The following is a 13,193-nucleotide window of genomic DNA, read 5'->3' on the forward strand; positions in this document are numbered from 1 at the left end:
CTTGAAAAGCCGGACTTAATTAGAGAAGGTTTGCGTATCAATGTCGATACCCATTAATTTGGCCGGCACTCTTATCTTAATGGGACCAATGGTAGCATTGAATTTTTCATTGGAAAGATATAAACGATGCGAAGTTGGTGTTATTTTATAAAGTGCAATCCCTTCAACTTGATGTCCCAGGGTAACAATATCCGAAATTTTTTCTGAGATTTCCCCTGAAAACACATCTAGACTATGTTCAGGAATATTATGGATGGTACAAACAAATGGTGCTTCTGAAGTACTATATCCCACAAGGTAAATTACTCGTTCATCAGGAGAACTATCAGCACCTGTAATAAGGCCGTTAATTAGGTAGCTGCTTTCTAAAATTGCGCTATGGGTGCCACTGTTTTTTGGTACCGCATAAACATTCGTCGTGTTGTCTTCCCAGTTTTTTGTAAATATAAGCAGCTTATCTCTATACGAAATTAGTCCTTCGGCATCCCAATTGTTTCTGTTTGGTTGCCGCGTAAAATCAAGTTGATCGGCATAGGTAAAAGCTATAATTTCTGCCGTAACGGCATTTTCAGCAGCATTATAATCTGCTTTTGAGATTTTATAGATTTTTAAATCAGTTCGGTCTCCAGAGTTATTTCCAATATCGGCAATATAGATAAAAGAGGCATCTTGGGCGATATCTTCCCAATCAACATTGGTAGCATTGGTTATTTCAACGGTTCTTGTGATTTCACCGGTGGTGGCATTTACTTCATATAATTCTGCTTTTCCACCACTGTCAGTATGTGTCATGAGGATGTTGTTATAAAAAAGAAGACCGGAAGTTTCGTCTAGGGCAGGTGTTTCTAAGATTGTGATATCTTCGGCAATTTGTGCGCTGGCAGTGAATAAACCAAACCAAAGCATGAGACTTGTTGCAATATGTTTCATTTAATTTAAAAGATCTGTTTTGAAATTTAGGTCCGTGTTCTCGAGCGAAAAACTCAATATTTATTGCACTTCTGATTTAGGCGTTAAGGATTTTAATGTAGTGCAAATGTAGGGTTGTACTCTGTAACGCATCAATTCTATTAGAAATAAGTAATCACATTTATAACATCCAATATGTGCAAAATTTCCGTGTTTATTTTGGATCAAATAGTCTTTACTAATGCAAGCGTGTAAAAATACTAAAAATAACAAAGACATTCTGTAGACTTTTTCTTAATTAGAACAGGCATTAACTTGAACTTACTCATTGTAAACTCAAATTATCACATTTAAACGCAGCAAGATTTACGTTTAAGGGGGTATTACCAAAAAAGCTCGAAGGCCTTCCGACAAAAAAGTTTGCGTAGCATATCTTATCAAAAATAGGTGATTCCCATAAGACGTGCGTGGTACATTTTGGCTCATAACAAATCAATGTGGTATCACCAAAGTGGAACATTTGTGTCAGGTGCAAAATGAAAATTTTAAAAATCAAGCGCACCTAACCTAGTAGATCGATGCAAAATGGAGACAAAGAGTTATTCAATCGTTACTTTAGAGAAGATATATGAAGTGTCTATATTTTTAATGACACCTATGAACTTCAAAAGATAATCAGCTATAACTACAGAGCATCAGTCTCCTAATTTCTTCAATAGTTTCTTGAACATTATAGCAGCATTATTGAATGCATATGGATAATTTTTGGGGCTGTTAATTTCTTTCGAATAGAGTACGGTAAATACACTCTTTTGGGTTGTCCTTGAGTTGTTTATTGTTTGTTTTGCATTAATAAATTGTAACTTTGCCAATGAATCCCCATTTCATTTAGAATGACTTATATTTTCCAAAAAATTGATCGTATTTTTACCCATATATTATTTAGTGAAAAAGATCCTATAGATAGAGCGCGCATTAAGATGCTTACCTATATTTTGATCTTGTATCCTTTATTTACGGGTATCCTTATCATGGCCTACCTCATCACTGGCGAAACTTTGCACCTGATAAGGGTAATTGTTGTTTTTAGTGGAACGCTGTCATTACTAGTGGTACTTTATGTTACACATGTTTGGAGGCTTGTATCACATGTTGTACTATTTATCTGTGGTCTGGTTATTTGGAGTAATCTATTGGTTTTCGATCAAGGTCTTGATCTAGAAACAATACAGTGTATTTGGCTGGGATGTATGCTAAGCTTTTACATGCATGGCTCAAAATGGGGATGGATTTATTCGACGCTTTATATTTTGCCAGTCGTTATTTTTACGACGTATAATAGTGAAGGCTTATTTAGCTTAGGTGTCAATAATCCTGTGCAAAGCCGAATTTCTTATCTATTTGTTGTTTTTTATAATTTCCTGCTTATCCTATTTCTACATTATTATTTCTTTAAGGAGTTTAATCGGAAATTCCTGAATTTGACCAACACCAAAAATGAGCTTAGAGACCTCAATAACAGGCTTAAATTAAGTCTGTGGGAAGTTGAACAATTGTCCAATGCCCGAATGGAGTTTCTTTCAACAATGTCTCACGAGTTGCGAACTCCTTTAAACGGCGTCATTGGTATGTCAAATATATTGTTGCTCCAAAACCCCCCGGAAAGATCAAGAAGAGAATCTTGCGCTCCTGAAATTTTCAACTGAGAATCTCTTATCTCTCATAAACAACGTTCTCGATTTTAATAAATTCGATTGGGACAAGATGGAATTGGAAAGGATTTCATTTAATCTTTCCGCGCTGATCAGTAATAATTTTCACAGTTTTGAACAGAGAGCACAAAAAAAATCACTGGAAATGTATCTTGAAATGGATCCAAAATTAAAAGATATTAGTGTGATTAGCGATCCAACCAAGATTACCCAAGTTTTATCGAATTTAATGAACAATGCCCTAAGCTTTACAGAGAAAGGTTCTGTGAGTTTGTCTGTGAGTGCCAAACCTATATCTAACACTACATTAAAAGTTTATTTCAGTATACAAGACACGGGTATTGGAATAGCAATGAATAGACAGGAGAGCATTTTTGAACCATACGTGCAGGCAGCCTCAAATACCACACGGCACTACGGAGGTACAGGACTGGGGCTGCCAATAGTAAAGAAAATTTTGGCCATGTTTAAGAGTCAGCTGCAGTTAGAAAGCACACCAAATATGGGTACAAAAATTTCTTTTGATATAGATTTAGAATATGAGGTATCAACTGAGTCGGTAGTGACAGATCAGTTAACTGGAGATGTGGATATAGGACATCTCAGAATTTTGGTAGCTGAAGATAACGAGGTAAATAAATTGGTGATCAAAAAAACTTTAGAACAATGGAATATTGTTCCAGAAATTGCAAAAAATGGCGCCGTTGCCTTAAAGAAATTAAAGCAGGGCAATTTTGATTTGATACTGATGGATTTATTTATGCCGATAATGGATGGTTACGAAGCAACTGCTAAAATTAGAAAACTAAAAGACCCAAGTAAGTCAGATATTCCCATTATCGCCCTTACAGCCCAATTTGATGAGAAAGTAGCTCAAAAAGTTTTAAAAGCCACCATGGACGACTATTTATCCAAGCCATTTAATCCTGATCATCTTTACGAAAAATTAAAGATGATTGCAGATAGCAAAGTTGAAATATTCTCTTAACGATAATTCCTTGCAATTATGAAAAGATGGACTTTAGCGCTGTTTGTTTACAACTATTGAAACCTATGTTTCAATGTTAATTAAATTATTGAATCATTGAGCATAAAGATCCCTATCGAGCGATGATCTCCGCCAAGCTTTTTAAAAACTAAGAAAAGTTTTGGTTCCATGCAGATATATATGGATTGCTTAAGCCTATAGGTTTTAGTCTTTGGTTATAGCTTTTTATCGATGAATAAGTTAATGGGCTATTATGAAAACGAGACGATTAATTTTACATTCAATTGATTTCGAAAATTGTTAAATTCAAAAAATTTTAATGATAAAAATTTTTTAAATTAAAATATAAATTATGTTTGTGCCCCTAATTTAAATTGGCAGCACTTTTTAGACATCATAACTAGAAAAGAAACAAAATATGTAAAGTTCTAAATTGATTATTTATTCATCAGAATCCCAATTCTCACATTTTAACCTATGAAAAAAAAATTATTCCTAGTTATTTTACTAGCTGGTCACTTCCTATATGCACAAGTGGGAATTGGCACAGAAACCCCGGATCCTTCTTCACAACTGGATATCTCTGCCACGAATCGTGGTGTATTGATTCCTCAAGTAACGCTAACCGGTTTATCTGATATGACAACCATTACGGCCGGCAATGTCAATAGTTTATTGGTCTATAATACCTCGACCACCAATTCGCTTTCGCCGGGGTATTATTATTGGTTTGAAGGCGCATGGAAAAGATTGGCCACTGATTCTGATTTGCCAGAACTTGAGGTGAATAATGGTTTAAGTATTGACCAGAACACTGGTGCTATTCTATTAGGTGGAAACTTAAATAAGTCCACCGCAATCATGACCAGTGCTTCAAATACCTTGGCCATTGGAGGTTTGGTAAAAGCTTCTCACAACAATGATATCGTGGGTATTGATAAAACTTCTGGTGTTTTAAAGCAAATGAAAGCTGCTATGCCAACCTTCTTGTATATGCCATCCATCTCTTTGCCTACGGCTGGAACTCATATCGTTAGCGGGGACGGCACGGCTTTTCAGTAACTGCCGGTGTATTTTCAGTGAGTTTATATGCGCGATACCTAGAGCAATTTGGTGCTCCTGAAATTTCAAATCCAACAAGGACCACATCACTTCCTGTTTTAGCCGCCAATGAAATGGATTATTATATCACAGGTTATGACAAGGCTGTATTTGAAAATATTACTATAACCGATGCAGGTATCTTATCTTATAAGGTAAAAGCTAATGCTGTAGTTTCTTCTCGTACGTTCATGAACATTGTTTTTGCAGTAAAGCCTTAATCCTTATTTTATTAAATAGAGTGCCATGAAACTATATATTAGAATACTACCGCTAATGGTGTTGTTGCTAGCTGTGGATCAGCAAAGTATGGCCCAGTGTTTTCCAAATTTACCGGCCACAAGTGCCTTTGCAGATCCTGCGACGAGTGCAAGTCCTAATGCCAATAGAGTCTTTTGGCTTACTTGGGGATCAACCTATGCGGAAAGTATTGGTGCATATCCATACGGTAAGCCGGGAGTTCAGCTCAACGTCGGGTCTAAGACATATGGGAGTATCCCTCTTGGTGCAGGACGCTTTATGTGTGTTGAAGCCGAGATTATGCTTTTAGATGTCTCTGGAGTTGCGGCGTCTAGGAAAAAAATTGTGTCTTATATTCCAGGAACTTATCAAGCTTCAGGACAAGAGGGCGATTTTCTTGACATCTTATACAACATAGGGGGACAAGGAGTGTCTAATGGAAAACCCAACAATAAAATGGCTTCGGGCATTATAAATGATTATAATCTTGGAAGAACCGTTAATATAGTCATTAAAGTGAAGGCTACTACAGATGGTAAACCGGTAAGAATACGGGGCATGGTATTAGCAGATGCCGAGGCATTGGAAGATAAAAATGAACATATAATTGCATCTGGCGATGGGAATTGGACGGTCGCGAGAGTGCAAAAAAACATTGGTCAAGGAGAATATGTGATGCGCAAGGAGAACAATTCTTCTGGAACAAAAAGTATAATTTTTCAAAAGGGAAATAACAAAAGAACTGGTGCCGTCGCTTTTCTTAAATATAATAATTCCGCTTATGCTTCAGAAGCGGACGGATATGCTGTAGAATTTTCAGCAGAATTTCAAGGGGCCGGAAAAACGGCGATTGCCTTTGGCTTATTGACATCAGGATATGATTTTGGAGATGCTCCTGAATCTTATGGAAAACCAATTCATCTCATCGATGATATCTTTTTTGGTCCGGATGGGGTGGTAGAGAATGGTCCTGCCGTTAACATCAATACAGCTGCATACACCCCAGGATCATTAACAAGTGAGAAAAGACGTTACTTAGGAAGCACGGCACCAGATGCCGATTTTGATACGATGTTTTCCATAGATGCACTAGGTGATGATAATTCTGGTACGGCAGGTAGCAATGAAGAAGATGCCTGACCCTTACAGTTCAGACGTTTTGCGGCTGAAGAATACTATAAACCAGGAGACAAAATTACCGTTAACATTCCTTATAAAAACGGTGTTGCTGGAGATAAAATTTCTGGTTGGATTGATTTTAACCTGAATGGAACTTTTGATGAGAATGAACGCGTTACAGCTAACGTTACCACCTCTGGTAATGGGAATGTAGTTTTACAATGGACGGTTCCTCAGTCCCGTAAAGCCTACAGCACTTATGTGCGCTTGAGGTATTTTGGTGCCATTGATGATGCTACTAAATCAACCGGGAATGCTTTATACGGAGAAGTAGAAGATCACCGCATCTATATTCTTACTCCGGTAATCACCAATCCCATGTTAAAAAATCAAGGTATTTAATTAGAGCCCCACTCTTTTATTTATGGTACAACCTACTTTTATGAAACATTTTTATCTTATTATTTTTTCCGTAACATTTTGTTTTTCTGGTAAAGCACAGGACAAGTCACAAGCTATAACCGTTATTGGTGGCACGGGCGTTTATATCCAATCAGGTACAGCAGTTGCCGCATCAGAATTCAATTTAAAATCGACATCCAACAGCTTTTCAAGTTTATTTTTAAATGAACCCTTAGGGTCTTCTACAGTGGTCAACTACGATCGATTTGTAAACGTTATGGGATCTTCTGGAGTTAATGGTGGGAATGATTTAATTTCAATGCCAGTCAAGAAAGATGGGACAGTAACTTATTCGGAGTTTTTAAGCTATTCAAATGGTTTATTATCAAACACAGATGTGTTACCGCAGCATCCTACTTTTCTAACTACATATGCCTTTGGAACTTATAATAATATCTTAAAAAAATATCTTAATTATGATGCTTTTACCGATGGCATGGTTGTTCTTAAGAGAGGCGCTGGATATCGTGCAGCTGCCAAAAGCACTGGCCACACCGTAAGATTTACAGGTACGGTTTCCACAGTAACAGAAACTGTAGACATTACTACAGCTGGTAAAAATAGATGGAACTTGGTCGGAAATCCGTACCCTACGTATCTCGATTCACAAAAATTTTTAGATGAGAATATTAATAAATTGGACGAAAATGCGGCGGCAATTTATGGTTACAATAGCGGAACAAGAGAAGGTCCTGGTACTATTGGGAACTTCACGATCATAAATAGGTTGACGTACAGGTATGAAAACATTGCACCTGGTCAGGGATTTCTGGTTGCAAACAAGCTTAACACGCTATCTAATCAACTTTTTTTTACGACGGCCATGCGCGTCTTTTCAGGAAATGATGATTTTATATTAGGACGCAATGCCAATTCTAATCTGATGATTAGATTAAAAGCAACCAATGGTTCTGATGCGTTCGCTACAGAGATTTATTTTAATTCGAGTTCAACTTTAGGGGTGGATCCGGGGTATGATGCTGCTCTGTTTGATGGCTTGGGGTCTGGATTCACGATTTACTCTCGTTTGGTTAAAAATGATACAGGACAAAGCATGGCGATTCAAAGTATTGGCTTGAATGATTTGGATGATGTGATGATTCCCTTAGGTTTAAAAGCACCAATGAGCAATAACATTACATTAGGTATTGAAACCTCCACGCTATCGGAAAATATAAGCGTTTATTTGCACGACAACCATAAAAATAATGTAACGTTATTAAATGACAGCAATTACAGTTTTAAAACTGAAAAAACCATTTCAGAAACCGGACGTTTTTACTTGCAATTTCAGAATAAAGCATTATCAAATAGTGATAGTGAAATGAAAGAATTGAAAATTTTTGCAAAAGATCGGATCCTTTTTATTTATGGTCAACTTCAGGCTGATGCCAAAATATCGATATATGATCTTCAAGGACGTTTGGTTTTCAATACAATAATAAAAGCTTTCTCAGAAAAAAACACGATAGACGCCAAAAGTTTAGGTACCGGTATCTATGTTGTGAAATTAAGTAATGGCACACATTACCAAATTAAAAAAGTACTCATCAATTAGGAGTATTGTAACTATAAACAATCTATGCTCATGTACTATGTTAAAATCGCACAAGTTTGACATGATCCTTTATCCGTCATAACAACTAATTCGACATCGTAAAAATAAAACGCCGTAAACACTTGTGTTTACGGGGATCTCCAGCCAAAAAATGGCCAATTTCAATAAAAGCAAAATTTTGATAATCAATTTATTGAAATTATTACCATAAATTTACTCACCGAATTACGAACCTGTTAAGAATGTGGGGAAACTTGTTTCCATCTGAAACAATTTCCATAATGCAGAATTCCTCACTTCAATCCCTAGAGAGACAAAATTATAGAACTTAGATTCAGTATTCTATATAATAAAAGTCATTAGCTAACAAAAAACTTTAAGGAGCTATTCGTGTATTAAAAACTTATTTTCCTCATGTTTTGAATTTACAGCTACTCAAATGGTATAGCGTTGAGACGGAAAGATTATATAAATAGGTGTCAGTAGCTATCACAATCACATTATTATATTGACATATCCATTCTGAAATCGAGTTCGACAATTCAGATGGCACTATTTTTTTGACTTTTTTCTTTGTTTGTCCCACCAAATATAAAGCACAAAAATAACCAAGCAGACTGATGATCCCCATAGAAGACCTGTTTTAAGGCTATCTGTACTTTTACCCATAACAGCAATAAAAATTGTGAGAGGTGTGATGCCAATTAAACTGGCTCCAATAAATCTCCAATAACCCATATTCAGCAGACCTCCTACAAAACTGATGGCATCATTGGATAAAAAAGGATTGATGCGGGTAACGATAATGGCCCAAATACCATAATCCTTTAAGAAATCCTCTATCTTTCTAGCCGATTTTTCACCAATTAGGCGGGTCACGAAGCGGTCACCTAAATATTTTCCTATAATATAGCCAACTGATGACGCGGCATACACGGAAATTAGAATAATTAAACTACCCCAGATGGGGCCATACGCCAGGACAGAAACAACCATCAGCAAAATACTTGGAATGACTAGGAGAAACATTTGGACAATCATGGCCAGTACCAATAATATTGGTCCAAACCATCCAAAATCATCCACCCAAGATTGGATGCGCTGTTCGTCATTGCTAGTCAGAACCGACCAAGCGTCATCAAAGAATCCTTGTACTTGAGGAACAAAAAAATAGGCTAAAATGACGCCTCCAAATCCTAAAATGGAAAAGTATAAAGGTAATTTACTTTGCTTTGCACTTCTGTTGTTCTTGGATGTTTTTTTCATATGTTGCTCGTTAATTTGATTTTAGTGATTATTCCACAAAAATATAATATCTCAGGATAAGTGTTGAAAATGCCATTTTTCTGTAAAATCTACCTGGTAAATGCCGTAATTAAGACTCAAGTTTCATCACATACCACCATTTGACATATTCTTCTTTCTCTATTTTATTTGAGTTTTTTGAATTTCATTTCTTTTGGGATATTTTTATTCGGTATTGAGATTATCGGTGTGGTCGATTACAATTATTTTAGAGCGTTAATCTTATCAGAAAATCATGAAAAAACCCAAAGAATTTCCTGAGCAGAGCCAAGATCAACCTGGCCTGGAAAGTCAAATGCATCCTGAACCGCAAATTATTAGATCTAATTATAAAGGTTCAGGAAAATTAAAGGATAAAGTAGCGATTATCACGGGAGGCGACAGTGGCATTGGACGGAGCGTTGCCGTCCACTTTGCTAGAGAAGGCGCTGATGTAGCTATTGTATATCTAAAAGAGACCAAAGATGCCAAGGAGACCAAGAAGATGGTGGAGAAAGAGGGGCGTCGGTGCTTATTGATAAAAACCGATTTAAGATTGAGTTCAAATTGTAGTAAAAGCATTAACAAATGTTTGAAGAAATTTGGAAAGCTAAATATTTTGGTCAATAATGCTGCCATGCAATTTCCACAAGATACGATTGAAAACATCACAAAAAAACAGTTGGAAAAGACCTTTGAGACCAATATCTATGCTTATTTCTATATGGTCAAAATGGGTTTGCCACATTTAACTGAGGGAGATGTTATTATCAATACGGGTTCCGTAACATCATATCGAGGCAGTGATCACTTAATTGATTATTCCAGTACTAAAGGGGCTATTGTGAGCTTTACACGATCGCTGTCTGCACAGTTGGCCAAAAAGAAGATTCGCGTCAACGGGGTCGCCCCTGGTCCAATTTGGACGCCTTTAATACCGGCCACTTTTGACGATATTTCAGATTTTGGCCAGGACACGCCCATGGGACGGGCCGGACAACCCAGTGAGGTAGCGCCAGCTTACGTTTTCTTGGCTTGTGAGGATAGTAGTTATATTACCGGACAGTTTATTCATGTCAATGGCGGTGAGATTATTGGTGGATAAAAAAAACCGATAAAAACATGGGTTGTTTGCCATGAAATAAACATTTTATATCATTTGATCAATTTTAAAAATATCCAAAATCGCAGAATTATGATAACTACCCACCCTAGATTTTAATGCTATGAATTTTGAAGAAATTATCGGCATACTCGCGGGAGTCTTTACCACATTGGGTGTTCTGCCACAGATTATAAAGGCCATCAGAACTAAAAAAGTAAACGATGTGAGTCCACTGATGTTTATAGTGTTATGTCTTGGGGTTGGTTTCTGGATCGTTTACGGGATTTTAAAGATGGATTGGCCCATTATCCTGACCAATAGTATTTCGTTTATTCTAAATGCAATTATGTTATATATTATCTTCAGCCAAAAAGAAAAAGTATAGTCTATGGACTCATAAATGTCAAAGCGTGCAAAAATTTGCGTCCATCGCAGTTCGTTTAATCATGATCATCCAAAATCAATTCCAAATATATTGGAAAGTGGTCAGACGAGATTTCGGGAAGACGTTCCAATTTCCTAATTTGAAATTCTTTGGTCACAAAAACGTGGTCTAATGGCCATCGCATTAGGAAGTTATCAGCATTGTAACTATTGTAAAATCCACGTCCAACTCTAACATCATAAAGCTTGTTTTTAGTATCCGTCAAATCATCAACATAACTCCATACAACATCATTGAGATCTCCAGCTACAATAATAGGTAGTTCTTGATCTTCAATGTGATGTCCCAGTTTTTTTAAGGCATGCTCTTGCTGACCTTCATTATCGGGTAAATCTTTAAAATATGTTGGTGGCACAGGATGGGTAGCATGGAATATAATATGTTTTTTTTCAGTAAGCGCAATGGTGCTTACAAAAGACGGCACATTTTTATTGTTTAAATAGTTGACTTCTATATTTGTTATAGGTAATTTACTGTAAAGAACCATTCCGTATGCCACTTCGTTTGGGGTATGGTGCGAATAGGGATAATCCTTTTCCAATACTTTCAATTCTTTGTCCCACCAGGCATTGACCTCCATGGCCAATACTAAATCGGGTTTTTTTGATTGAATCAAATCGATCAAGGGTTGTGCCTTTTTATTGGTCATTTTTACATTTGATAGTAAGATACTTAATTGGGTATCAGACGATCTTATATTTTTAGCCCAAGGCACATCAACAGGAACCAATTGAGTATAATTGATTAAAAATATACTATGGATCAACAGACCTATAAATAGACCAAAAACCAACAGGTAATTAAACCATTTCCATTTTTTAGTCGTTATCCATAGAAGAATGAGGCTGCTGAGTGAGGCGATGAACAATTGAATACGAGGAAAGTCAAGCATCTTTAAATAGCGGATTTCCACATTTCTGAAGATGGAAAGGATAGAACATAATGCCAAAACAGATGAAAGTACGTAAAGTAAGGTGATTAGGAATTTTTTCAATTGGTTTTATTTTTAAAAGCTATTGGTTCAATCACCATATAATATATCGTTTTAAGGCTTACTTCTTACACCAGACAATAGTATTTTGTCAAATCGTTCATCACTGTTGCTGTTCGATTTGTGCAAAACTGAAATGTCTCCGGTGGATTCAAGCACTACAGCAAAGACTTGGTTATAATTGAGCACATTGGCCTCACGCAATTTGGAAATCAGTTGGTTTTCTTCTATTCGAGCATACTTTAAATTTTCATAAAGAATGTTATTGCCATCCATAAGGAGCAATGGTGTATTAGAAATTAAATTGTTTAAAACCGTAAATTTTCGTTGTAGCCATGAAAATACGAATGCTATAAAAAGCAGTCCAGCTATGGCAATAGAACCGTGAACATAAGATGTACTTGAAGTCAGAGTAGAAGAAATTATACTACCTATGGCTACCGTAAAAGCGAAATCATAAGCCGTGAATTTAGCAAAGGCCCGTAAGCCAATCAGTCTTGTTAAAATGATAATTACTACAAAAATAAGGACGCAGCCCATTAAAGTCTGCAAAATAGGGTCGTCGTTGCTATAAATCCAATCCATAGTTTTTAGTTAAAAGTTTTTTATGATGTCATGTGAAAATATACACAGCATCCGTTAAATTGAAGAACATCCAAAATACTAAAATTTTGGTTAATTAAATGCTATCAATAGATTTTTAAGAGGGCAAACACCAAAATTGTGATTGACTTGCACAGTAATGTTTTTGCTCTATAAATACACCTGCAATGGCTTAAAATTCAAACTAAGAGCTATTTAAGAAACTACGATTTTACACTTATAGTGTTTTACATAAAATTCATAGTGTTTAAGGTATAAAAAATATTTATTACGCTAACGTATTATCTGATATATCGTGAATTTTAAACTTTACAAATAGTAATATAAAAGAGATCTTAATAAAATTTTATAGGTCAGTAGTTAGTTGCTTATTAATTCTGTCTGATATATTTTGTCTCTTTGCACCATTTTCACAATAAGATTGTTGAATATTGTGGCTTTGCTCTGTGAGCGGTTTATTCTAAAACAAAACTCATTAAAATACCTGTTTAGATTGTCAGGACTTACCCAGGAATAGGTTGTTCTTATCCAAGATTTGACCTGGTGTATCATTGTATGGAGCGCTTTAAAATTTAATCCCTTGTTACTTTCTATTTGTTTGATGTTGTAGGCTTTTGCAATGGGCCTGTAACCTCTCCATTTATCCGTTGTAACATTGGCTTCCCGGCTTATATGG

At 36.1% G+C, this 13,193-nt stretch carries 14 protein-coding genes; 9 read left to right on the top strand and 5 right to left on the bottom strand.

The genetic code is table 11. The features are described from left to right. Positions 1–15: 15 nt before the first annotated feature. Entirely contained in the window at positions 16–930 is a 915-nt protein-coding gene (locus G525_RS20885; RefSeq protein ID WP_051209913.1) for a hypothetical protein, read from the bottom strand. An 872-nt stretch (positions 931–1,802) separates the two neighbouring features. On the opposite strand from G525_RS20885, the gene G525_RS21765 reads away from it, so the two are divergent. The 7 genes from G525_RS21765 (at position 1,803) to G525_RS0112270 (ending at position 8,089) form a co-directional block, all read left to right on the top strand. Then, positions 1,803–2,615 (top strand): sensor histidine kinase, encoded by an 813-nt coding sequence (locus G525_RS21765; protein ID WP_051209914.1) that lies wholly within the window; start codon positions 1,803–1,805, stop codon positions 2,613–2,615. Positions 2,616–2,766: 151 nt separating this feature from the next. After that, the gene (locus tag G525_RS20890; RefSeq protein WP_211222929.1) at positions 2,767–3,609 is read left to right on the top strand and encodes a response regulator; all 843 of its coding nucleotides are present in this window, start codon (positions 2,767–2,769) and stop codon (positions 3,607–3,609) included. Positions 3,610–4,086: 477 nt separating this feature from the next. Further along, a complete protein-coding gene (locus tag G525_RS0112255; RefSeq protein WP_027126430.1) occupies positions 4,087–4,671 on the top strand; it encodes a hypothetical protein in 585 nt (194 codons plus the stop codon). Positions 4,672–4,688: 17 nt separating this feature from the next. Next, a complete protein-coding gene (locus G525_RS20895) occupies positions 4,689–4,931 on the top strand; it encodes a hypothetical protein (RefSeq protein WP_051209916.1) in 243 nt (80 codons plus the stop codon). Between the two features lie 25 nt (positions 4,932–4,956). Continuing rightward, positions 4,957–6,090 (top strand): CshA/CshB family fibrillar adhesin-related protein, encoded by a 1,134-nt coding sequence (locus G525_RS20900; RefSeq protein WP_157491933.1) that lies wholly within the window; start codon positions 4,957–4,959, stop codon positions 6,088–6,090. A gap of 111 nt (positions 6,091–6,201) precedes the next feature. Further along, positions 6,202–6,471, top strand: coding sequence for a GEVED domain-containing protein (locus tag G525_RS22680; protein WP_281170398.1), 270 nt, complete (start codon positions 6,202–6,204; stop codon positions 6,469–6,471). Between the two features lie 40 nt (positions 6,472–6,511). Further along, on the top strand, positions 6,512–8,089 hold the full coding sequence (locus tag G525_RS0112270) for a T9SS type A sorting domain-containing protein (protein ID WP_169514442.1): 1,578 nt from the start codon (positions 6,512–6,514) through the stop codon (positions 8,087–8,089). Between the two features lie 552 nt (positions 8,090–8,641). Here G525_RS0112270 and G525_RS0112275 read toward each other — a convergent pair. Beyond that, entirely contained in the window at positions 8,642–9,355 is a 714-nt protein-coding gene (locus G525_RS0112275; RefSeq protein WP_027126433.1) for a TVP38/TMEM64 family protein, read from the bottom strand. Between the two features lie 274 nt (positions 9,356–9,629). Between G525_RS0112275 and G525_RS0112280 the strand changes: the two genes are divergently transcribed. Both G525_RS0112280 and G525_RS0112285 read left to right on the top strand, forming a co-directional pair. Continuing rightward, on the top strand, positions 9,630–10,478 hold the full coding sequence (locus G525_RS0112280; RefSeq protein WP_027126434.1) for an SDR family oxidoreductase: 849 nt from the start codon (positions 9,630–9,632) through the stop codon (positions 10,476–10,478). A 121-nt stretch (positions 10,479–10,599) separates the two neighbouring features. Next, positions 10,600–10,863: a SemiSWEET family sugar transporter gene (locus G525_RS0112285; RefSeq protein ID WP_027126435.1), complete on the top strand. Its 264-nt coding sequence runs from the start codon at positions 10,600–10,602 to the stop codon at positions 10,861–10,863. Positions 10,864–10,918: 55 nt separating this feature from the next. On the opposite strand, the gene G525_RS0112290 is transcribed toward G525_RS0112285, so the two are convergent. From G525_RS0112290 to G525_RS22085, 3 genes are all read right to left on the bottom strand, one after another. Beyond that, positions 10,919–11,917 (bottom strand): endonuclease/exonuclease/phosphatase family protein, encoded by a 999-nt coding sequence (locus tag G525_RS0112290; protein ID WP_027126436.1) that lies wholly within the window; start codon positions 11,915–11,917, stop codon positions 10,919–10,921. A gap of 51 nt (positions 11,918–11,968) precedes the next feature. Beyond that, positions 11,969–12,499, bottom strand: coding sequence for a DUF421 domain-containing protein (locus G525_RS0112295; protein WP_027126437.1), 531 nt, complete (start codon positions 12,497–12,499; stop codon positions 11,969–11,971). 378 nt (positions 12,500–12,877) lie between these two features. Then, a partial coding sequence (locus G525_RS22085) for a transposase (RefSeq protein WP_027126438.1) occupies positions 12,878–13,193 on the bottom strand: 316 nt, incomplete at its 5' end.

It is taken from the genome of Gelidibacter mesophilus DSM 14095 (assembly GCF_000423005.1).
GTDB lineage: Bacteria > Bacteroidota > Bacteroidia > Flavobacteriales > Flavobacteriaceae > Gelidibacter > Gelidibacter mesophilus.